This is a genomic window from Terribacillus sp. FSL K6-0262 (genome assembly GCF_037977385.1).
GTDB lineage: Bacteria > Bacillota > Bacilli > Bacillales > Amphibacillaceae > Terribacillus.
On sequence record NZ_CP150277.1, the window covers coordinates 42668 to 65853 of the forward strand.

The following is a 23186-nucleotide window of genomic DNA, read 5'->3' on the forward strand; positions in this document are numbered from 1 at the left end:
CGTCACCACTCCTCAATCGGCGGACGCTCTCCTTTATTATTGCCTTTCTTTTGAAAACGGCGGGCCAGCTCTGCCTCCACTTCCTGCAGGCTGACACCTTGATTGGCCAGCAGGACGAAGCTGTGATACAGCAGGTCGCTCACTTCATTTATCAGTTCCTCCTGATCATCATTTTTGGCAGCAATGACGACTTCCCCTGCCTCTTCGATCACTTTCTTGCCTATTTTATCGACACCCTTCTCATAAAGGTAGTTTGTATAGGAATTTTCGACTGGATTCTTTTTCCGGTCTTCAGCTTCATCCATGACAGTATGGAAGATATTCGTTTCTGTCATCGTTTCTCCATTTATTGGTGTTTCGTTGAAGAAACAGCTCACCTCACCCGTGTGACAGGCTGGTCCCTGCGGAATGACACTGATCAGGATCGTGTCATTATCACAATCCAATTTCATATCGACGACTTGCTGGGTGTTGCCGGAGGTCGCCCCTTTATTCCAAAGCTCCTCACGCGATCGGGAATAGAACCATGTTTCTTTTGTTTCCAGTGTCCTTTCATAGGCTTCTGCGTTCATATAGGCTAGCATGAGCACTTGCTTGGTCCGACTGTCCTGCACGATGGCAGGGACAAGTCCTTTGGTGAAATCAGGCTTCACGAATTCGCACTCCTTCCTGTCGGCAGCTTTGTTTCACTTCTTCGATGCTGAAGGTTTTATCATGGAAAATCGATGCTGCAAGTGCAGCTGAAACATCTGTTTCCTGGAATACTTCGGTTATATGCTCGGGGCTGCCGCAGCCTCCGGAAGCAATCACCGGTATGCGGACTTGATCGACGATTGCTTTGGTGAGGGGCAGGTCGTATCCGGTTTTCACACCATCGGCATCCATGCTTGTCAGCAGGATCTCCCCTGCTCCCCTTGCTTGGGCTTCTTTTGCCCATTCGATGGCATCGATCCCGGTATCCTTACGGCCGCCATGCGTGACGACATGCCAGCCATCATCAAAGCGCTTCGCATCGATGGCAGCGACGATGCACTGGGAACCGAATTTCTGTGCTCCCATCGTGATAAGTTCCGGATCAGCAACAGCCGCTGAATTGATGGCTACTTTGTCTGCCCCTGCCTGCAGCATGGTAGTCATATCATCCAGCGAGCGCACACCGCCGCCGACAGTGAAAGGCACGAACACATGCAATGCCGTCTGGCGCACGATATCCATCATCGTTGCCCGTCCTTCATGCGTTGCCGAGATATCAAGGAAGACAATCTCATCGGCCCCGCTTTTTGAATAAGCAGCGGCCATCGCGACTGGATCACCGAGCTCGCGCAGGGAAACGAAGTTCGTCCCCTTCACGACAGTGCCATCCTTTACATCAAGGCATGGAATGATGCGTTTTGCGATCATTTGCTTCCCTCCTTGCCAATGGCCCGCTGACTGCTTTCAAACACACTTTGCAATAGCAGCTGGCCGGCTTTTTCACTTTTTTCCGGATGGAACTGAATTCCGCAAATATTATTCTTCTGCACGATGGCAGGTATGTTTGTACCATACTCCGTGCTGGCGACGATATGATCTTCTGGTGTGTACGCCTGGTAGCTGTGGACAAAATAAACATGCTTGCCGTCATGCTCCGCATAAGCAGGAAAACTCTCGCTTACTTTCAAAGCATTCCAGCCGATATGAGGAAGCAGATGGCTCGTTTCGATTTTATCGATCGTTCCCGGGATGAGACCCAGCCCTGCTGTTTCCCCATGTTCAAAACCTTTCTCGAATAATAGCTGCATGCCGACACAGATACCGATGAACGGTTTACGTGCAGCAAGATCAAGAAGCAGCTCGCTTAAGCTGCGTCTTTTGATTTCTTCCATAGCGGCGCGGAATGAACCGACGCCTGGCAGGATGATATGCGTCGCTTGCTCGAATTGCTCTTTTTCATCAGTCAGGATCGTTTCATAACCCAGCTGTTTGCAGGCATTGGCAACGCTCGCAACATTGCCGACGCCGTAATCGACGATTGCGATCATTCGATCATCCCTTTCGTGCTGTTGACTCCTTTGATATCCGGATTTATTTTTATGGCAATCGCAAGTGCCTGGCCAAGGGCCTTGAACAGGGACTCTGCTTTATGATGCGTATTGGAGCCATAATGCACCTTGGCATGCAGTGTAATACCTGCATGAACGGAGAAAGCCTGGAAGAATTCGCGTACCAGCTCTGTATCGAAGTTCCCCAGTTTCGGATTCTCGAACGCTGCATCAAACACAAGGAAGGGACGCCCGCTGATATCCAGGGCCACAAAGCCCAATGTTTCATCCATCGGTACAAAAGCATGACCGTATCGGTTGATCCCTTCCTTCGAACCGAGCGCTTCTTTGACCAGCTGACCGAGTACGATACCGGTATCCTCCACGGTATGGTGGCTATCGATATGCAAGTCTCCCTTCGCTTCGGTCACGAGGCCGATTCTCGCGTGGCTTGCGAACAGTGTCAGCATATGATCGAAGAAACCTACTCCTGTATTGATTTCGATATTGCTGTGATCGTCCAGATTCACCTGCATATCGATGTCTGTTTCGAATGTTTTACGAGTTTTTTCTGCTTTGCGCATGATTGCATCCCCCTGTCTCATTTAAACCGGATATTGATCGATTCCCCATGGCCTGTCAGCTGTTCCTCTTCTGTCAGCTGAGTGACAGCCGTCCTGGCTTTCTGCAACGCTTGTTTTTCATAGAACGTATATGTTGTTTTCTTGATAAAATCATCCACACTGAGCCCGGACGAGAATCTGGCTGTGCCGTTTGTCGGCAGAACATGATTCGTCCCCCCGTAATAGTCTCCAAGTGCTGTCGGAGCATAAGCACCAAGAAAGACAGAACCAGCGTGTTTGATTTTCCCTAAGGATGATAGCGGATCGGCTGTCTGGATTTCCAAATGTTCCGGAGCGAATGCATTGGATAACTCAAAGCTTTCTGTCACTGATTCTGTCAGGACCAGAGCACTCTTCCCACTGATTGCAGCGCTTGCTATCGCTTTACGAGGCAGCTTTTCCAGCTGCGCTTCGAGCTCCCTTTCCACTGATTCAATCAGCGTCCTGCTGTGTGTCAACAGGACCACTCTTGCATTTTCATCATGCTCTGCCTGAGCCAGTAAATCAGCGGCGATGTAGGCAGGGTCGGCTGTTTCATCCGCGATGATGGCCACTTCAGATGGTCCTGCAATCATATCGATCCCTACCTGGCCAAAGACAAGCATTTTTGCTGCCGCAACATAGGCATTGCCTGGTCCGACAATTTTATCGACCGGTGCGATGGTTTCCGTCCCGTACGCCAATGCGCCGATGGCCTGGGCACCGCCAATCTTATAGATCTTATCCACCCCGGCTATTTCAGCTGCTGCCACCAAGACCGGTGCAATGTCCCCGTTTTCCTTTACCGGTGTGACCATGATGATTTCCTTCACACCGGCCAATCGTGCCGGGATGCTATTCATCAGGATCGTCGATGGGTATACCGCTTTGCCGCCAGGCACATAAATGCCGATCCGTTCCATCGGCAGGACGAGCTGACCAAGCTGTCTGCCGTCTTCAGCCAGCATGATTCGGGACGGGCTGACTTGCTTTTCATGGAAAGCGCGGATATTGGCAGCTGCTTCCTCTAAAGCCATCAATGTTTCAGGTGCCACTTTTGCTTTCGCTTCTTGCATCTCGGTTTCTGAAACAAGCAGCTGTTCCGCTGTCGAGCCATCGAATCGTTCGGTATATTTACGGACGGCTTGATCACCCTCCGCCTGCACATCCTTTAAAATGTCCGATACAGCTTGAAGCACATCCGGATCAAAGCCGCTATCTGCTTTTCGGGTGCAAAACTGCTCCAAAAATCGTCTTCTTGTCAGCTTTTTCATGCTTGTGCCACCTCTTCCTGCAAAGCAGCAAGGTATGGCTGAAGAATATTCCGCTTCATTTTAAGCGAGGATCGATTGGCAATGACTCTGGCAGTGAAATGCTGGATATCTTCGATCACTTCTAAGCCATTCTCCTTCAAGGTTGTGCCCGTCTCGACGATATCGACGATCGCATCTGCCAATCCAAGCAGCGGCGCCAATTCCACAGATCCCTCCAGTTTGATGATGTCGACCGATTCCCCTTTATCGAGATAATATTGCTTCGTGATATTGGTATATTTGCTGGCAATTCGTTTCTTCCGATCCGGCCAGACCTTCCCCTTTTCCGCAGCCACTGCCATCTTGCAAGCCCCAAATGGCAGCGGGAAGAGATTAAAAACATCCGGCTGGAACTCTGCGATGATATCCTCCCCTACGATACCAAGGTCGGCAATGCCATGCTGTACGTAGGTTGTCACGTCCACACCTTTTGCAAAAAAATAAACAGCTTCCTCTGTTTCGACGCTCAACTTGCGTCCCTTTTCCACCAAAGGTGTACTATCGATGCCCCGTTTCTCCAAAAAGCCAAGGAATTGCTTCTCGACACGACCCTTTGTCAATGCGATGACTGGCTTCATTCTTCGATCACCTCATATCCTTCCCCGCGTTGTATCACTCGATAAACACGATCAAAATCCCCTGCTTTCGCTTCCGTCCTGACATCGACTACTGCATCCGGGTATTGATGGCGCAATGCTTCGGCAGCGATAAGCCCTTGTTCATCGGTCAGCAAGCAAATGCGTTCTTTCGCTTGTGGTGCCGGCAGTACAGCAGCAAGTACATCCATATCGAAAGCCAACCCGACTGCACTCATCCTGCCGCCGAATTGTTCATACAATTCATCATATCTGCCGCCGGAGAAGCATTCAGCTCCGCTTTCTGCAAGGAACCCCCTGAACATCGCGCCATTGTAATAAGGAAGCTGTTTGACGCGCCCAAGGTCGACGATGACATCCTGTCCCAGCTCTTCAAGGGCAGAAGCAAGCTGCTGCAGCTCTTGAATGACAGGGAATAATTTAACATCATTTTTCCATGCTTGTGCAAAAGCATCCAAAATGGCTGTCCCGCCGAATGCGTCTGTCAATGCAGCCACTGACTCAGCTGTCTCTTCATTCCCTGTTTCTTTGATGAGGCGGTATACTTCATCCTTCCGCTTATCATGCATTGCCTGCCTGACCTGGGAAGCTGTCACTTCATCGAGTTCCAAGGAAGAAATGAAGGTTTCGAAGATTTCCGTATGTCCCAGTTCGATGCTGTACTGTTCCACTCCAAGCTCCCTGAGAAAGCGGACAGCCGTGAACAGACTTTCATATTCCCCATACAGCCCCGGTGTGCGGATGATTTCGATGCCTGCCTGATGGCTTTCCACACCCGTGTGGTCCTTCTTGAATACAGATCCGGCATAAGCCCATTTCTGCTGATCCGACTGCTGATTGGCAAGGGCCCTGGCAACAGCGATCGTCCAATCCGGACGCAATACTTCGATTTCCCCTTCCTCATCGAACCATTTGAGCATCTTTTTAAGTGTCATACCCGCATACGGATTGGTAAAAGTCGTGCTATACTCAATGACAGGTGTTTCAATCGATTGATAATTCCGTAAATTAACGATAGACTGGAACTTTTCGTATATAGCTACACGATTGACAAGCTGTCGACCGGTCAAATCGCGGCTTCCTGCTGGTAAGAACATCTATAAGCCCCCGATTCTTTCTTTATCATTCTACCACTTTACCATGATAAAGGATTTCTGTTGATTTGAATGTATCATAATGAGATACTAACGTCAACACAAAAAGAAAGGAGCAAGCAAATGATCGGCGATTTTCATGTACATACCCAATACTGCCAGCACGGCGCAGATGATAAAATGGAGGACTATGTCCTGCAGGCAATCGAAAAAGGAATCAGCCACCTCTCCTTTACGGAACACGCTCCCCTTCCGGAAAACTTCAAAGATCCTGCCCCCAAGCGCGACAGCGCGATGGACAGGGACAAGGTCGACGCTTATTTGAAGGAAGGAAAAGCGCTGCAGAAACAATATGAAAAAGACATACAGATCAATATTGGCTTTGAAGTCGATTTTATCCGTGGCTTTGAACAGGAAACCGAGCAATTCCTTGATATGTATGGGCCGGAAATGGATGATGGCATCCTATCTGTGCATATGCTGCAGGCGCCGGATGATTCCTGGTTCTGCATTGACTACAGTAAAGAAGAATTTGGTCGTGCAGCGCGTGCATTCGGCGGACTTACACCATTATATAAAGCCTATTATACTAGTTTGCTAGCATCCATCGAAGCAGATCTCGGCCGCTTCAAGCCAAAACGGATCGGGCACATCACTTTGATTCAAAAATTCCAGCTCGCTTACCCCAAGCCAGCTGACTTCTCCAAGGAACAGCAGCATATCCTGGAGATCATAAAGAGAAAAGGATATGAACTCGATGTGAATACAGCCGGTCTTTTTAAGCCTTTATGTAAGGAGATTTATCCTCCAGCCGAGCTCCTGGAACATGCTGCCGAGCTCGGCATCCCGCTGGTTCCTGGTTCTGACAGCCATGAAGCGATTGGTATTGCGAAAGGTTTCGACCGAATATCAGCTTTTTCTCTTCATCTTCCGCAAGAATTGAATAAGTAAGTATGGAAAAACAGCTGTGCACGGGATGTCTTATGCGCAGCTGTTTTCGAATTTCGTTACGTACCAGACACAGCTGTACCCTTCTTCCCCTTTCTTGAATCCTGGTATCGTTTTAAACTGAGTATTCAAGATTTCTTCCCACTGCAGCCCCATAAAGAAAAGATCTCTTTTTTGTTGTAAACGATTTCAAAAATAACTATAAATAAATTAAGCAATAACTAAATGAGAAGAGGAGGTCTTATGCGTGAAAAGTTTCAAAGCATTGGTTGGGAAGGTGTTTGGCTTATTTCTTATTTCTGTTTTGTTGTTTGCACCGAATGCATCGGCTAACTTCTGGGAGATATCAGGTGATACAATGCTGCATGATCCTTCACTCACGAAGGAAGGAAACGTGTGGTGGGCTTTTGGAACCGGGGAAGTGGATAAAAACGGAATTCGCGTCCTGCGTTCGGAGGATGGGAGACGTTGGGGCGCCACGCCGGTTATTTTTCCGCAGCCACTCCCTTGGTGGAAGCAGTACGTCCCGAATCATGCAAGCAATCAATGGGCGCCCGATGTCTCTTATTACAACGGCAGATACTGGGTATTTTATTCCGTCTCTTCATTTGGATCCAATACTTCCTTGATTGGCCTGACTTCCACAACCAGCATCCAATCCGGAAATTGGCGGGATGATGGACTTGTGATAAGGTCCACTCCAGCTAATGATTACAATGCAATCGACGGTGATCTGGTCATAGATGCAAATGGTGAGCCATGGCTGTCATTCGGCTCATTCTGGAGCGGGATCAAGCTCACAAAATTGGATAAGAATACTATGAAACCGACTGGTACGATCCATTCCATCGCAGCGCGTCCAAATGTTCCCAACAATCCGATTGAAGCACCAAATATTACGTACAGGAATGGGTACTATTATTTATTCGTTTCATTTGATCATTGCTGCCGAGGTGTGGACAGTGACTATAAGATCGCCGTTGGCCGATCCAAAAATATAACGGGTCCTTATGTTGATAAAAACGGCAGGAATATGCTTGATGGCGGCGGTACGATCTTTGATGCTGGCAATGAACGCTGGATCGGTCCGGGGCACCAGGATGTGTATGATAACAACGTCTTTGTCCGCCACGCCTACGATGCAGAAAATAATGGCATTCCACGGCTGCTGATCAACGATTTGTACTGGGATTCCAATGGATGGCCGCGATACTGACGGCAAGGCTGTAGGAGTCTTGTTTTATTGAATCCATTGAAGCAAAATCACCTATGCCCGACACTTATTGAACATGACCTTATCAGGTACTTAAATCTAGAGGCCCCTATATAAAAAACATTTCAATGGAATGTGTCCTATCCAATTATCAGGGAGGTATCAAAACCTTTGGCATCCATTGCCTCCCCCTTTTTCAACTATGAAATTCTCATCCTCGCACCATGGAATTAGAGAATGAATCAGGGAATAATTTTCCTGCAAAGCGCAAAACTTTCGATAAACCCGGGACTACGCGCTTCTTGTTTTTTTCCATACCCTTGATGCCATGTTTAACAAGGGTATCCAAAGACATGCTTGGCATACTTGTAGTACTCTCACCTTTTGTTCCATTCGGTTCAAGATTTGTTTCTGCAACAAGCGGCGGTACTAATTCCATCACATGAATATTTTTCCCTGACTTATTTAATTGAATGCGAAGCGCGTCGGTATACATATGAACTCCTGCTTTCGTAGCAGAATAAACGGGATGAATAGGTGAAGTCAGATAAGATAGACCAGAACTCACCGTTACGACCATCGCTTCATTTTGCTTACAAAGCTGCGGCAGCAAAGCTTGGGTCATCCACATTGTTCCTTTAAGATTTATGTCAACTTCAGCTGTCGCCTGTTCAAGCTCCATTTTTTCATCAAGCAGTTTAAAAGAACGCATAATTCCGGCTGAATTAAATAAAACATTGGCTTCGGGGTAGTTTTCCTTAATGAAACTTGCCATTTTCCGAATTGAATCAAGACTTGAAACGTCCCCTTGTAATCCGATCAGTCCTTTGTACTCTTTCATCACCCGATCGATTGTTTTTTGATTACGGCCGATTACAATCACTTTATTCCCGCGTTTTAACAATTCCTTAGCATAAGCAAGACCAATTCCTGAAGTGCCGCCAGTAATAATGATTGTATTATTTGAAAGCTTCATAGTTCTTCTCCTCCCTTTGGTTACAATTTATGTTTTTTGTAACCTTAAACAAAACGATACCTCGCCCAGTTACAAAAGTCAACTTTTGTAACTGGGCGAGGTATATAGTATAATCGATATATGAAGAATTTAAGTAAAGAAATCATATTGGAAACTGCTCATCGTATGGTAGCTGAACATGGGATGGAAAAAGTCAATCTTTCAAAGGTTGGAAAAGAATTAGGAACGAGTCATGCAGCAATTTATAAATATTTCTCAGGAAAGGAAGCATTATGGACAGAGCTTGCCCTTTCATGGCTTGATAATGAACTGTCAAAACTATTTCCCTTCGAAACTAAAAGTTATTCCTCTACAAAGGAAATCATTCATGATTGGTTTTGGGTTTTGAGTGAATCAAAATACAACGCTTATCATCGCGAACCAGAAATGTTTAAGTTATATACAACGTATATCGATGGAAATCCCCAAGCTTTGGCTCGTCACCTTACCGACTTATCCGGCAGCTTAAAAAAAGCAGCCGGAATTGAAAACAACAGTACATTAAAAGCACTGTTCTTGGCATTTTCATATTTTTCATCCCCCTCCTTTGCAGAAAATTGGTCACAAATCGACTTCAAAGGAGAATTCGAGAATGTCTGGAATTTGGTCGAAGCAGGAATTTAACCTAGAGCCTTCAAGCTAGGAGATGAACATCCCTAGCCCAGAAGAACGAAGAGTAGAATCATATGTCTGCGTGAACAGTTAAGGATGCTGCCAAATGTATCACTGCACCTGCATGGTAATGATCCAAGAGCGGAAAAATGGATGAAAGATCCATATCCATACTAAATGGCCCTGAAAATGCTGCTGGCAACAGGGCCATCCTTCGTAAGTGATTATTGTCTGGCCTAGCCAATGCTGCTGTTCATTGATCTGTAAGGAATTCCTTCAATGTATCTATGGCTAGCTTTTCATCATCTCCATCAACAATCAAGGTAATCTCATCCCCGGTCTTCACGTGTAAATCCATGACTTTCATTATTTCTTTTCCATCTATGGGAACACCATCTTTGGAGATGATGACATCACTAGTGAACGCACATGCCCTGGACACGAATATAGCTGTGTTCCTGGCCTGCAGGCCACGCGGAATACGCACTGACAGCTTTGTCATCAGCATACCGAATGGAACCTCCCTTCCCTGTAAATGATCCCCCTTGAGCCTTTCAGGCCGGAACTTCTCCCTCTACTAGTCCACTTGCCTTGTCGGACGAATGATAATCTCGCTTACGGCCACCGTCTCAGATGTGCTGATTGCATAGGCGACAGCATAAGATATATCCTTGTGGGGCAGCAATGACTAATCTAGCTCCCTCCCCTATTCCGCTTGATACACCCATGATGACAACTCCTTCATTCCGGATATCCGGCACTTGGATTCATCTTTTCTGATGATTTTTCACGCTTTTTATTTAATTTTAGGGTGTGCATCCCACATATAACAAATACTTATATCTTATATCGTGATATGCTTGATAAGCATTTCTATTTGTATATACTGAACGTATAAGGGGAGATGGAAAATGGAATTACGTGTGCTTCGCTACTTCCTTACCGTGGCAAGAGAAGGCAACATCACGAAAGCAGCCAATTTCCTGCACGTGACACAGCCTACCTTATCCAGACAATTAAGGGACCTTGAACAAGCGCTGGGAAAAAAACTGTTCATCCGGAGCAGCCACAGTATTTCCCTTACAAATGAGGGAATTCTTTTAAAAAAGAGAGCTGAAGAAATCGTCTATATGGTCGATAAATTAGAATCGGAATTCAGCTCCATGAAACAAATGGTGAGTGGTGATATTCATATAGGCGGCGGTGAGACCGACGCCATCAGGCATATCGCCCGGATTGTCAAAGACTTGCACGAAAAATACCCAAATATACGCTACCACCTATACAGCGGCAATGAAGAAGACGTGGCGGATCGACTTGACAGAGGCATGCTTGATTTTGGCATATTGATCGAACCAGCTGAGCTATCGAAATACAATCATCTGAATATCCCTGCCAAGGATATTTGGGGTGTCGTCATGAGAAAAGACAGCCCTCTTGCTGCTAAGGATGCAATTACGGCAGCCGACCTGTTAGATCTTCCGCTGATCTGTTCCAGACAGGCCATGAATCAGGGCTATTCCAAAAATGAATTTGCAGATTGGTTCGGCGAAGATCTTGACAGACTGAATATCGTGACGACCTATAATCTTGCCTACAATGCTGCAATCCTTGTGGAAGAAGGCATTGGTTACGCGATCACCCTTGATAAAATAGTGAATACATCAGAAGAAAGCACGCTTTGCTTCAAGCCCTTGGAGCCTAAAATCGAATCGGGATTAAGCCTTGTGTGGAAAAAACACCAGGTTTTTTCTTCAGCTGCGGATACATTCCTTAAAGCAGTTCAAACGGAATTCATCAGACAATAAGCAGAGCTGTCCTGTACGAAAAAAGGATGTCCTTCAACCCTAGGGACATCCTTTTTCCTAACACAATCACAATGTGCTTGTATCGATTACGAAGCGGTAGCGTACATCGGAAGCTAACACTCGTTCATATGCTTCATCAATTTGATCGGCTGAGATGATTTCGATTTCAGGTACAATCTTATGCTGAGCACAGAAGTCCAGCATCTCCTGCGTTTCGCGGATTCCGCCGATCATGGAACCTGCGAATGTACGACGCTGACTAATGAGATTGAACACATTCAGTGCCAATGGTTCTGCTGGTGCACCTACATTCACAAGGGCACCATCCAATTTCAACAGGGAAAGATACGCATCGATATCGATTTTTGCGCTTACTGTATTAAGAATAAAATCAAATGAGCCAGCCAATTCCTTAAATGTGTCCGGATCGCTGGTGGCATAATAATTTTCTGCCCCGAACTGCAGTCCGTCTTCTTTTTTCTTCAGGGACTGAGACAGCACCGTCACCTCGGCACCCATGGCATTGGCAATCTTGACAGCCAAATGTCCAAGGCCTCCCATCCCTACCACTGCCACTTTCTTTCCTGGGCTTGCATTCCAGTGGTTAAGAGGCGAATAAGTCGTGATACCTGCACATAGCAAAGGTGCAGCGGCATCAAGCTCGATACCATCAGGGATTCGAAGGACAAAGTCTTCCGTCACGACGATATGGCTGGAATAGCCGCCTTGGGTAGGCTGTCCATACTTATCGACACCAGCATAAGTCGGTACATTTCCTTCGTGACAGTACTGTTCCTCCCCTTTCTTGCAGTTATCGCATTTGCCGCAGGAATCGACCATACAACCGACCCCTACTCGATCTCCGACTTGATACTTGGTGACCTCGGAACCTACAGCGGTGACGATTCCCGCAATCTCGTGGCCCGGAACGAGAGGATAATCCACCGGCCCCCATTCACCATGAGCGGTATGGATATCCGAATGACAGATACCTGCGAATTTAATCTCTATGAGCACATCATGCGAATCCAGATCACGTCGCTCAATCTCAGCTGCACGGAAAGGTTTGTCCGGACCATCAACAGCTCTTGCTTTAGCGATTACCATATCAACAACCTCCAAAGTAAATAATTTAATCACAAGAGTATCAGCCTATAAATATGTACTGACTGCCAGCTTGATCTCCTGCCTGAAATAATCCTAAGGGATAGAGTGGACTCTAAGTCAAGCGAAAACAAAATATTCAGCATCCAGAAATTAAAATATTGCCGTACACGTGAGACATTGATAAAATGACTTCACATTCAAGGTTTTTAAATCAGTTTGGGAGCGATATCATGAAAACCTATACGATCAGTGAAGTCGCAAAAGAATTAAATGTCACTGCATATACCTTGCGATACTATGATAAAGAAGGGCTCATGCCCTTTGTTGAACGCACAAGCAATGGACAAAGGTTGTTTAAAGAATCTGATATTGCCGCTTTAAAGGTGATTGAATGCCTGAAAGCTACCGGGATGCCCATCAAGGAAATAAAGAATTTCATCGATTGGTGTTCGGAGGGAGATTCCACATTACAGCAGCGGTTCGACATGTTTGTGGAACGTAAAGCCGCTGTGGAAAGACAGATCAAGGAACTTCAGGATACCCTGGGACTCATCGATCATAAATGTTCATACTACAAGGAAGCATTGGAAGCCGGTACAGAAGCAATTCACAAACAAGATAAAATTGATATACCTGCTCAGCGAATTAACGAAGAAGGGATCTGCATCTGATAGTCGATGCAGATCCCTTCTTTTCACTTGTGAAAAATCAGGAGAGGTTTTCTCTTGCCATAGAGTCAGCTCTAAGGTATAGGCTTGATTTATCGCGATGAAGGAGGAATCAAAATGACAATCGAAAACAAAGTAGTGGTAATTACGGGGGCTTCTTCCGGAATCGGGGAAGCAACTGCAAAATTATTGGCCAGCAAAGGCGCCAAAGTCGTCCTGGGCGCTCGCCGGGAAGACAAATTGAAAGCATTGGCCGATGATATCCAAAATGCTGGCGGACAAGCCGCTTATCGGGTCACCGATGTTGTGAACCCGGACGATAGCAAGGAGCTTGTCCAGCTTGCGAAAGATACATTCGGCGGCGTCGATGTCATCTTCCTGAACGCTGGCCTTATGCCTAATGCACCTCTCTCCGCATTGAAAACGGATGAGTGGAACAGCATGATCGACGTGAATATCAAAGGTGTCTTGAATGGCATCGCGGCAGTATTGCCTGCATTCACCACCCAAAAATCCGGTCATATCATCACTACCTCCTCCGTGGCTGGACTTAAAGCCTATCCAGGAGGCGCGGTTTATGGCGCAACCAAGTGGGCTGTCCGTGATCTGATGGAGGTTTTGCGCATGGAATCCGCCCAAGAAGGAACCAACATCCGCACAGCTACCATTTATCCTGCAGCAATCCACACGGAATTGCTGGATACAATCACGGATAAAAACACAGCTGAAGGTATGACTGCCATGTACGAACAATATGGTATCACTCCTGATAGAGTTGCCAATGTTGTAGCATTCGCAATCGATCAGCCAGAAGATACAAATGTTAACGAATTTACAATCGGACCAACTAATCAACCTTGGTAAACAAATCGGCTCACGGGAAAATCAATGGAGGAGGAATGAAGATAATGGCTCTCTCATGGCCGAAAGAAGAATTAGCGAAAATCAAAGGAACAGATGACCTTCACATCTCCCCATTTCGGGATGACGGAGTTACCTATGGCACTCCGACTTGGATTTGGTCGGTGGTGGTCGATGAAAGCCTTTATGTGCGAGCATACAACGGAAAGCATTCACGTTGGTATAATGCTGCGCTAAAGCAGAAAGCGGGGCAAATCACTGCCGCTGGCATGACAAAAGAAGTCGTCTTCGAGCCTGTCGAAGGATCGATCAATGACAAAATCGATGAAGCTTATAAGGCAAAATACAAAAGCAGCCCTTATCTCGAGCCGATGATCGGCAGAAGGACCCGAGCTGCGACAATGAAGATTCTACCACGCGATAATTAGTTCACATCACACACAAGCAAAGCTGTAAAGGCATAAAAAGACTGTACATCCTTAAATGGTGTACAGTCTTTTTTGGGTCTTAGAGGAACAAACCGACAATCGTACCAGTCAATACGGATCCCATGGTAGCCACCAACAGGACTTTCAACCCTACTTTCGCCAGCAGGCTTGCCTGCTTCTGATCGATTGCCTGCACTGTTCCCAGAATCATACCTATGGAAGAGAAGTTAGCAAATGAAATCAAGTAGGCTGATACGATACCTACTGTCTTTGTAGACATATCCGGAATCATCTTAACGAAATCCGTAATGGCAACAAATTCATTGGCAGCCACTTTGGTTCCCATGACAGAGCCTGCATTCAGGATTTCGGAGGCCGGGATTCCCATGATGTATGCTACAGGTGCAAAAACATACCCTATAAGTTCCTGGAAGGTCATTCCTACCAAGCCATCGAGTATAAAGTTGATCATCGCCAGCAGCGCCATATAGGTGATCAGCATCGCTCCCACGATAAGAGCTGTTTTACCCCCTAATAATGTACCGTTACCAATGGCTTCAAAAAAGGATTTATCCGTATTCATTTCTTTGATATCGATGTCATAGTCCTCTTCACTTTTAACAGGAGCTACAATGGATGATAAAATCAGACCTGAAAATACGTTTATCGGCAATGCCACCAGGACATACTCGGCAGGAATCAGCTGTAAATAAGCTCCGAGCGTCGAACAGGATACCGCAACAAGAGATGAAGTAGCAACGATGAACAGACGGTTTGGGTTAAGCTTGTGAATTTGGGATTTTACAGAGATGATTGCAGTTGTATCGCCGAATATCATGGAATTCACGGCCACAAATGATTCGACCTTGGGAAGTCCAGTTATCTTGGACACCAGACCGCCTATATACTTGATAGCCAATGGCAGTATTCTGGTATAAGTTAAAATGGAAAGCAATGCTGATACGAAAATAATCATCATAAGAACATCAAGGAAGAAATAGCCTTTTGTCGATAGGTCACCAAATACAAAGGAGATTCCTTCATGTCCGAAGGAAAGTACTTTGGAAAATACATCTACTATTTTCTTTATGATTGTTCTGCCGATTGAAGTATTCAGCAAAAACCAAGCCAGTATAAGCTGAACAGCCAGCATGATACCGGTTGCTCGATAATTGATATTCTTTTTATCGTTTGACATAGCCCATGCCACAGCGACTAAAACAAGTATTCCTAAAACTCCAATAACAATTGACACTTCATTTACCTCCAACCCTGCAGAACCAACAATAGTCAACAGTGAAATTCCTTTTTTGCTTAGCTTTGGACAATTTTAATGTATGAACGGTTTTGCAAGGAAGAAGAAGTCTTATCCACAGCAATTACGTCTCTATTAAAATTTTGTGCTCCGCCATATGATTATCTTTCATCCATATCTATATGTAAGAATAATCACTGTCAAAAGTACCCCAAAACTATTGTCATCTATTATGACATATTTATTTTTACATGATAACACTTTTAGAATTAGTTATATTATTTTCATTTTTCCTAAAATACTTTCAACTAAGTCGGAGCATTTTCCTAAACGAATCCTAAATCAATAAACACATTATGCCTTCCTGACACAATAAAAATTCCTTCGATTCTGCAAGGTGTGCCAATCTCTTCCATTGTTTTATATAAGTAGATGCACCTGTAAAATCACTTTGGTTATATATCTTATAAAGCCGTATCTCCATCGGTTGATTAAATGGATACCTGAAGCGACATCGTGTATAAGGAAGTATTGTGTTGATCTATATACGATATAAGTTATACTAATTGCGTTTTTCTGCTATCGACAGAACATAATCGCTTGGAATACGCTCCTGACGTTTTATGCATATAAGTGAGCATTTCAGCTGTGCTGGCCTGATTTGTCTTGCAGACCGGTTACTTCTCACCATTCTCCTCCTGATTTATCGATATAAAAAGACAGCCTGCAGCTGCCTGTGACGTATACTTACTTTTTTAGACTGGCAGCATACAAAGGACCATTCAGCGTAATCGCAGTAATGATACGAACCATTTCTTGAGGAGATTCTTTTCTGCCGCTATATGTTCACCTCTCCTTTATAGTTTACCAGATCTAATTTACAAGGTTTCATATCGAAAAAAAGCTGCCGGGAAACCCGGCAGCTTTTTGTCTATCTATTCCCTATCCAGTGCCCGCAATGCAGGTCCTTCCACAACTTCCCCTTCCGCTGTGAAGCGGGAGCCGTGACAGGAACAATCCCATGTATGGTCGGCGTCATTCCAGGAAACCGGGCAGCCATTATGGGTGCAGGAGGCACTCATTTCATGCAGTTCCCCCTTATCATCCCTATAGTAGGCCATTGTCTGTCCATTTTTCTCGAGGATGGCGCCTGTTCCATTCGGCAGATCATCCGGCCTGATAACTGTTTCATTACCGGTGCGGTTCACATCGTCTTCGCCGAGGGTTTCAGGTTCTGCTTCTTCCATTTCCCTGCCGATTCTGTATACATCAGCAAACTCATTATCTTTACCCTCAATCAAATCGGCAAGCAATGTAGCTGCTGCAACCCCGTTGGATAACCCCCATTTTCCGAAGCCGGTCGCTGTGTAGATTCCGGGTGCATCATCACTGACTTTACCGATGAATGGCAGCTGATCCGTCGTAAGCAGGTCATGACTGGACCAATGCTCATAAAGTTCCTCCACGCCGAACTGCTCTTCGGCAAATTGATGGATTTTCTCATAGCGATCGAGAACGGAAGACCCATCTCCTGTCACATGGGACTCACCGCCGACAAGGACATAGTGATCTTCCCCCTTTTTCAGGCTCCGAATGGAACGTTTCGGGGATTCGAGACTGATATACATGCCCTTGGAATAAGGCTTTTTCGACTTGATGGCGATACCGTAGGAGTTTTTCGGATCCATGTTCGAGGAGAAGTATTGATTCTCCACCTGCAGCGGGAAATGTGTGGCGCTTACCACATGATTGGCTGTGATGGTATGCCCGTTTTCGGTATGCACGACTGGACGGGATTCTGTATCGAAGGAAACAGCCAATGTCTGTTCATAGATGCTTCCTCCCCGCAGTTCGATTTCCTTCAGCAAGCCGACCAAATATTTCACCGGGTGGAACTGGGCTTGCTGGCGCATCACGGCAGCTGCTTTGATGGGAATATCCAGCGGCATGGAGTCCGTCAAGTATCCATCGATGTGAAGTCTCCGGTAGGCATCGACCTCTTTTTCGATTATGTCTGCCCCCTCATCCAGCTGCGTATAGATATATGCCTCCTGCTCTTCGAATTCACAGTCGATGCCATGCTCGGCTGCTGTATCCTTCACATAATTGATTGCCCGCAAATTCGCTTGGAAATAATTTTTGGCAATCTCCTCGCCGTAACGTTCTATCAAACCTTGATAAATGATATCATGCTGCGCAGTCAGTTTACTGGTCGTATACCCCGTAGTACCTGAAATCAGCTCGCGTCCCTCGATAAGCACGACACGCCTGCCTCGCTTGATCAGCTCATAAGCTGTCGTGATACCGGCAATTCCTGCACCAATGACCAAAATGTCCGTATCCAGGTCTTGATCCAGTTCTGGATACGATGGCATATCCACTGAATTGCGCCAATAGGATGACGGTTTAACCGAGAAAAGCTTTTTTGCCTGCTCCATAACTGTAAACCTCCTGAATTGCTATCTATTTGGTTATACAGTATCCTGGATTGCTATCGGTCAAACTTCTTCCTGCAAAAGGGAAGTGAAAGTCTCCACTGCCCGCTGCAGCTGCTGGCGGGATGAATCGTCTGCCAGAGCACGAAGCAGACCGGCATAGTAGCTCGACAGCTGTCCGGCCGCCTGTTCCTTGAGCCTCGCTTCTTCCGTCTGCCAGATTTGCTCGTAATGTCGGGTCATAGCGTCTGTATATTCTTGCAGGATTCCGGCTAGAAGCGGCTCCATCAGCTTGAGCAGTTCCTCTTTCAGCTTCTCTTTTTCATTTCCTTGGAAAAAGGCTCTCGGTCCGCGGTACTGCTTCTGCAGTCGCGCCACCGTCCCCTGCTCCAAGCGGAAAATCGTTTTTGGCGGCGCAGTTTCCGGCAGTTTATCATGATCAGGTGCTGCGAATGACAATGCTTCGTCCACTGCCTGCACAGCTTGTTCCAATCCCATCTTCCATCTATCTGCTTGCTCTCGCACGGTTCTGTCGACACGGATTGTAACAGCACGGTATTCCTGTTCCAGCTGTATTTGGATAAGCTTTTCAAACTCGCGTAGCTGGCGGGCCACTTCCTCTTTACCTGCTGCGCCGGTGCTTTTGATCAGTGACGGATTAAAGCATTTCTTGAATAGATCATTTGCTTCCAAGAGCTGCCTTTCCTTTACATAATGCAGCTGTTTCTCGATTCGTTGGGTGATGGCTTGTTGGAATACAGGCTGTGAATAAGTATGAGCCTTATCCAATACCTCCTCCCGCTGCCTTTTATACTGCCTGATTTTCTGCAATTTCGCTTCTTCATCCAAATCCACGGCTTCGGCATATGCTTGAAGCTGTCCATATTGCCTTGTCAATTCCTGCTGGGCGCCTTGGATGATGACTTCTGTCAGTTCGTCGCGTATGAATCCACCAAGATCCTGTTCAAGCCTCTCAAGTCCTGAACCAAGCTGGGCGGAAGTTTGTTTCTCCTGCAGGCCAAGCAAGCTGCTCAAAGCGAAAAGACGAGGCTGCCTGATATGGAAGTTTGCCAGATTGGCTGTTACGTAGGAGGTGACATAATTTATTTCCTCTTCATCCTTAGCCAGGTCGCTGGCATTCACGATAAAGAACATATTGTCTTTTTCCAAGGCTCCTTTTACCTTGCCCAGCTGCTGCAGTACTTGTTCATCCGCTTTAGAGAAAGCATGATTATAGTAAGTGACGAACAAAATGGCATCCGCATGCTTCATGAATTGGAAGGTCACATCCGTATGGCGGGCGTTGACAGAATCGGCTCCGGGTGTATCGATCAATGTGATTCCTTGGCTTAGGAATTCATTCTCCAGATAAACGGTTATTTGCTCAATGAAGCAGCTTATCGTCTCCTTTGTCACATGGTCGCTGAATGCTGCGAACGGGATTTCTCCCTCTGTTCCAAGCTTGGCGTGAACAAAACTGTATCCGTTCTGAACGGCCTGCAGAAACACTTGATGCCTTTTATCGCTTACAAGCTCGGCAGGGTTTTGCGATAAGAATTCCTCCAGACTCATCTGCTTTCCGCTGAGACTCTCGATATCTGCTTCGATCTGCAGGCGGGATTTCCATTTGACGAGCACCGTTCGATGCGGATGCTGGCTTGTTGCCTGCTTCAGCATATTGATGGAAGCTGTCGTCGGATTAGGAGATACCGGCAGCATGCTTTCCCCGAGCAGCGCATTGGCAAACGATGATTTACCGGCGCTGAAAGCTCCAAAGAGCACCAATGTATAATCCTGATGTATCAATTTTTCTTGTCTATTCTTGATATCTTCAATCGCCGCTTGAAAACCTTCCACACCTTGAAGGGCCGCTGCTGCGCGATCAAGATCTTGCACCATCTGTTCCGGAGATCGTTTTGCAGTCCGTCTCTGCTTTTCAATCGATGGTTTTTCCGGCGTTTCAGTCGATTTACCTGGTTCCTCCGGCAGCTCCATCATTTCTTTCATCCGATACCTGTCTGCCAGGGCTTCCCTTGTTTGTTCGATGATATGTGCGTCCCTTTGCTGGCCCGTTTGCTGTATACGCTTGGCAAGTGCTTCAAAGGACTGTTTCAGCTGATCGATTTCCATTTTGATTCGCTCATTTTCTGCGGCTTTTCGTTTCTCCTGCTGTTCCAGGCGTTCTGCTTCTTGATAGGCACTCTGGGTCGTATTGACGGCAGCTTCCACTACTTGCAGTGCGGCTTTTTTAAAGCTGAGCTTAATATGATCCTGAACTGCCGCTGTATACACGAGCGTATAGGTCCCATTCATGCTTGCTCCCGGCTGGACATGCTGCTCCAATAAATCAGCCGGCAGTTCCGCCGCAAATTCCTGCAGCAGGACTTGTACCGATTCCGTATATACATCATGCCTCCTGGCCCAGTCACGCAGCTTGTCACGCAGTCTCCAAGTCAGCTGCTTCTCGATTTGCTGCTGAATCATCCCTTCCGTCTTGGCACGCCGTTGTTCCCGCTCCTCTGCCGTTTTCCGTTTACTGCCGAACAAGCCGACCTTGAAGTCAGGAAAAGTGGATTCCAAATATTCCTCAGCCGCATCACGTACTTCAAAAGGCATCAGATTGGCATTCTTCAAGGTCTGCAGAATCGTCTCGCGACCATCTTCCTCTGCTGCTTTCTGTTTCCCGCGCCAGTTACTGGCTGCATCCGCAGCAGCATCATCCAATTGATGGAGCGTTTCCATCAATATCGCTTCTTTTTCCGCAAGTTCTTGTTTCTTTTCCTGGAGATAGTAAGTGATCAGTCGCTGTCTGCCTCGCTCCACTCCTGCTTTATGCAGCCGCTCTCTGTCTCCAAGCAGGAGATCCATCTTCTCTTTCACAGCAGAAAGCTGATTGCGCTTATGGTCCGTCTCCTTCAGCGTTGTGTAATAAACAGCTTCAGGTGTGATGCCCCACTGTTCGAATACATTGGCGACTCCATGTTGAAAATCATACCAGGAAAGCTCTTCATCACGATGCTTATCGATTTGATTGATGATCAGATAGAATGGCTGCCCTTGATCGGAAAGCTGCTGTAAAAACAGTAAATTCACTTCCGATTGGACATGATTGTAATCAGTCACATAAAACATCGCATCCACAAGATGCAGTGCTGATTCGGTCATCAAACGGTCTGCATCATCACTTGCATCGATCCCCGGTGTATCCATCAAAGCGATACCGTATGGAAGATTGGTTTGATCGTCTTGAATTGCGATTCTTTGAATGTCTTTATTGCGGCAATATGTATCCAAGGTCTCTTTCCGATATGGCGCTGGCAGTTTATATTTCGTATCATCCGATCCATAGGCAAAGACTTCCGGCTCCCCATTTTGGATGGTGACGATATTGGCACTCGTCGGAATCGGACTGGCCGGAAGCACTTGGTCGCCAATCAAAGCATTGATGAGTGAACTTTTCCCAGCTGAAAAATGACCGGTGAAGCAGATGAAGGCAGTCCCCTTTTCGGCCTTCTCCACTAAATCGAGCGCTTTTTTGCTGTATTGCGATGCCTTTTCCGCTTCGAAAAATTGATATAATGCTGCCAGACTGAACAATTCCGTTGTTTCCGCTGTACGCCGCATGTTGCTCCCTCCCCTTATGTATGCGCATTCATATTTTTTATTATAAAACAGGAAAACCGCACTTACCATCGTAAATGCGGTTTTCATTTCATTCTCCCATATATGGAATCCGGACATCGGTGTCCAGGGATCCGGTGAATTGGCTGAATGACAGATCCTTACCTCGGAGCCAGGCGCCGAAGTCAACCTCAGTCGGCTGCTGATTCCCGATGGCAAATCCCATTTTAAGCTCTTTCGGTTTGTAGACAGATGTATGGATCGTACCTGCCCAGTTGCGATAGCTATCGGAAAATACGTCGTAGCTCGGATCGTTCAAGAGTCGGAAGCCTTGAGCTGCATCCATGTCTTCCTTATGATGAGCCTTGATGATCTCGAATCGACGGTTGCTATCCACTAAATGATGCCGGTTTTCTTTCGTCAAAACATCAAAATGGTTCGTACTATAATGAGCTTTCTTTACAGCCGTTCCGCGGGGACTTCCTTCGACCACTCGCCGAACACCATCGGCATCATTGATGACATAGTTGAATGAGTGCCGATGCGGCATTTCAGTCAGCTTCTCGACGGCTTCTTCTGTTGTGGTACAGGTTTCTAAGAGGATGCGAGACAGCATATTACAAATGAATCCTTCTTCCGGAAAACGCTGATGCACGAAGTTATAGCCGATCGTCAAGCCTTTTTCGTTCATACCGTCGATTCGCCCGAGAATCCGCTGGGAAGGACCGATGGTTGCAAAATATTCCGATTCCGAGGGCTGATACAATAGGAAACGTCCTTCATATGTTTTTGGATGATAATCATAATTGCGTGCCAGGAATTCATTCCCCGTCACGATCGAACAGCCGGAATTGATTCTCCATTCCTGCTGGAAGCCGCTGTAATCCATCAACGTCTCTTCGATAGAGAGACCCAAGGCATCACTGAGCCCAGTCAATTCTTCATAAATACCAGGATGATAGCTGCGGAACATACGGAAGGCATCGGCCGGGTCAACCGTAAAACGGCGGCGGTTCCGCTGTTTTTGTTTTTGCTGGTATCCAAATAATGGTGTATGTTTCAAACGCTCTCCCTGCATGAAGCCGAAATCATAATGCGATCCACGGAAGGTGAATACGTCGGAGTATATCTGTTTCATAGCGGACCCTTCTTTTCTGCATAGTATCCTCCTATTATCCAATACGATGCAGGGACGGGGGAAATGATATGCTTGCGGTCCTTCAACATTACAGATATGAAGCTGCGTGGGTATGATTCCAGGATGCTTGAAAATATAACCGTTATACCCACTCCATTTTTGAGTGTTCAGGTGTATCAACAGGCAATGATTTAAGGAATTTCATCTGCGTTAGCCAGCTGCCCGTTCATTTTCAGCTCCTATTCATCTGGTTTGGATTCCTTTGTTCTTTTGCTAGGCAATAGGATGACAAGCAGAAGTACTTTAATGATCTGATCAAACCAATTCCGGACCTTCCCGGTATTCGACTTCATCAAATCTTTCATGGAAATCTTCCCCAAACGTTATTCTTTGTAATGCACAACAAGTTCGCCCTAGCTCATACTGCAATTGATATTGAAATTGCATAAAA

The 23186-nt window shown here is 46.3% G+C and carries 22 protein-coding genes; 7 read left to right on the forward strand and 15 right to left on the reverse strand.

The genetic code is table 11. The annotated features are described in order from the left end of the window. Positions 1-2: 2 nt before the first annotated feature. Genes hisIE through MHI54_RS00220 form a run of 7 tightly spaced genes read right to left on the reverse strand, consistent with a single transcriptional unit; the run spans position 3 to position 5629 of the window. The gene (gene hisIE / locus MHI54_RS00190) at positions 3-653 is read right to left on the reverse strand and encodes a bifunctional phosphoribosyl-AMP cyclohydrolase/phosphoribosyl-ATP diphosphatase HisIE (RefSeq protein WP_340082091.1); all 651 of its coding nucleotides are present in this window, start codon (positions 651-653) and stop codon (positions 3-5) included. Then, positions 643-1401, reverse strand: coding sequence for an imidazole glycerol phosphate synthase subunit HisF (gene hisF / locus MHI54_RS00195; protein WP_095216640.1), 759 nt, complete (start codon positions 1399-1401; stop codon positions 643-645). The genes hisIE and hisF overlap by 11 nt, the downstream gene beginning before the upstream one ends. Next, positions 1398-2021, reverse strand: coding sequence for an imidazole glycerol phosphate synthase subunit HisH (gene hisH / locus MHI54_RS00200; protein ID WP_340082092.1), 624 nt, complete (start codon positions 2019-2021; stop codon positions 1398-1400). Before hisH ends, hisF begins: the two co-directional genes overlap by 4 nt. After that, positions 2018-2605: an imidazoleglycerol-phosphate dehydratase HisB gene (hisB, locus tag MHI54_RS00205; protein WP_095216638.1), complete on the reverse strand. Its 588-nt coding sequence runs from the start codon at positions 2603-2605 to the stop codon at positions 2018-2020. The genes hisH and hisB overlap by 4 nt, the downstream gene beginning before the upstream one ends. Before the next feature lie 17 nt (positions 2606-2622). Then, entirely contained in the window at positions 2623-3897 is a 1275-nt protein-coding gene (gene hisD, locus MHI54_RS00210; protein ID WP_095216637.1) for a histidinol dehydrogenase, read from the reverse strand. Beyond that, positions 3894-4514 (reverse strand): ATP phosphoribosyltransferase, encoded by a 621-nt coding sequence (gene hisG, locus MHI54_RS00215; RefSeq protein WP_095216636.1) that lies wholly within the window; start codon positions 4512-4514, stop codon positions 3894-3896. Before hisG ends, hisD begins: the two co-directional genes overlap by 4 nt. After that, a complete protein-coding gene (locus tag MHI54_RS00220) occupies positions 4511-5629 on the reverse strand; it encodes an ATP phosphoribosyltransferase regulatory subunit (RefSeq protein ID WP_095216635.1) in 1119 nt (372 codons plus the stop codon). Before MHI54_RS00220 ends, hisG begins: the two co-directional genes overlap by 4 nt. A gap of 120 nt (positions 5630-5749) precedes the next feature. Here MHI54_RS00220 and hisJ point away from each other — a divergent pair, with 120 nt between their 5' ends. Beyond that, a complete protein-coding gene (hisJ, locus tag MHI54_RS00225; protein ID WP_340082093.1) occupies positions 5750-6577 on the forward strand; it encodes a histidinol-phosphatase HisJ in 828 nt (275 codons plus the stop codon). Between the two features lie 274 nt (positions 6578-6851). Continuing rightward, on the forward strand, positions 6852-7790 hold the full coding sequence (locus MHI54_RS00230; RefSeq protein ID WP_233135107.1) for a glycoside hydrolase family 43 protein: 939 nt from the start codon (positions 6852-6854) through the stop codon (positions 7788-7790). 208 nt (positions 7791-7998) lie between these two features. Here MHI54_RS00230 and MHI54_RS00235 read toward each other — a convergent pair whose 3' ends face one another. After that, complete coding sequence (locus tag MHI54_RS00235) at positions 7999-8763, reverse strand: SDR family NAD(P)-dependent oxidoreductase (RefSeq protein ID WP_340082094.1); 765 nt, start codon at positions 8761-8763, stop codon at positions 7999-8001. Between the two features lie 120 nt (positions 8764-8883). On the opposite strand from MHI54_RS00235, the gene MHI54_RS00240 reads away from it, so the two are divergent. After that, a complete protein-coding gene (locus MHI54_RS00240) occupies positions 8884-9426 on the forward strand; it encodes a TetR/AcrR family transcriptional regulator (protein WP_340082095.1) in 543 nt (180 codons plus the stop codon). 241 nt (positions 9427-9667) lie between these two features. On the opposite strand, the gene MHI54_RS00245 is transcribed toward MHI54_RS00240, so the two are convergent. Continuing rightward, on the reverse strand, positions 9668-9922 hold the full coding sequence (locus MHI54_RS00245) for an HPr family phosphocarrier protein (protein WP_095216631.1): 255 nt from the start codon (positions 9920-9922) through the stop codon (positions 9668-9670). Between the two features lie 403 nt (positions 9923-10325). Between MHI54_RS00245 and MHI54_RS00250 the strand changes: the two genes are divergently transcribed. Next, entirely contained in the window at positions 10326-11222 is an 897-nt protein-coding gene (locus tag MHI54_RS00250) for a LysR family transcriptional regulator (RefSeq protein ID WP_340082096.1), read from the forward strand. A 66-nt stretch (positions 11223-11288) separates the two neighbouring features. Here MHI54_RS00250 and MHI54_RS00255 read toward each other — a convergent pair whose 3' ends face one another. Next, positions 11289-12329, reverse strand: coding sequence for an NAD(P)-dependent alcohol dehydrogenase (locus tag MHI54_RS00255; RefSeq protein WP_095216629.1), 1041 nt, complete (start codon positions 12327-12329; stop codon positions 11289-11291). A 230-nt stretch (positions 12330-12559) separates the two neighbouring features. Between MHI54_RS00255 and MHI54_RS00260 the strand changes: the two genes are divergently transcribed. The 3 genes from MHI54_RS00260 (at position 12560) to MHI54_RS00270 (ending at position 14286) form a co-directional block, all read left to right on the forward strand. Then, positions 12560-13000 carry a MerR family transcriptional regulator gene (locus MHI54_RS00260; protein WP_095216628.1) on the forward strand — a complete coding sequence of 147 codons (441 nt, stop codon included), beginning with the start codon at positions 12560-12562 and terminating at the stop codon, positions 12998-13000. 114 nt (positions 13001-13114) lie between these two features. Next, on the forward strand, positions 13115-13861 hold the full coding sequence (locus MHI54_RS00265) for an SDR family oxidoreductase (RefSeq protein ID WP_340082097.1): 747 nt from the start codon (positions 13115-13117) through the stop codon (positions 13859-13861). Positions 13862-13905: 44 nt separating this feature from the next. Beyond that, positions 13906-14286 (forward strand): DUF2255 family protein, encoded by a 381-nt coding sequence (locus MHI54_RS00270; RefSeq protein ID WP_198946053.1) that lies wholly within the window; start codon positions 13906-13908, stop codon positions 14284-14286. A 79-nt stretch (positions 14287-14365) separates the two neighbouring features. Here the strand turns inward: MHI54_RS00270 and MHI54_RS00275 are convergent, their stop codons facing one another. The 5 genes from MHI54_RS00275 to MHI54_RS00295 form a co-directional block, all read right to left on the reverse strand. Then, a complete protein-coding gene (locus tag MHI54_RS00275; protein WP_095216625.1) occupies positions 14366-15541 on the reverse strand; it encodes a nucleoside transporter C-terminal domain-containing protein in 1176 nt (391 codons plus the stop codon). Positions 15542-16476: 935 nt separating this feature from the next. Next, positions 16477-17979 (reverse strand): FAD-dependent oxidoreductase, encoded by a 1503-nt coding sequence (locus MHI54_RS00280; protein WP_340082098.1) that lies wholly within the window; start codon positions 17977-17979, stop codon positions 16477-16479. A gap of 60 nt (positions 17980-18039) precedes the next feature. Continuing rightward, positions 18040-21600 carry a dynamin family protein gene (locus tag MHI54_RS00285; protein ID WP_158221564.1) on the reverse strand — a complete coding sequence of 1187 codons (3561 nt, stop codon included), beginning with the start codon at positions 21598-21600 and terminating at the stop codon, positions 18040-18042. 88 nt (positions 21601-21688) lie between these two features. Beyond that, a complete protein-coding gene (locus MHI54_RS00290) occupies positions 21689-22735 on the reverse strand; it encodes a C45 family peptidase (RefSeq protein WP_095216622.1) in 1047 nt (348 codons plus the stop codon). 239 nt (positions 22736-22974) lie between these two features. Beyond that, a complete protein-coding gene (locus MHI54_RS00295) occupies positions 22975-23100 on the reverse strand; it encodes a hypothetical protein (RefSeq protein WP_255374715.1) in 126 nt (41 codons plus the stop codon). Positions 23101-23186: the final 86 nt, after the last annotated feature.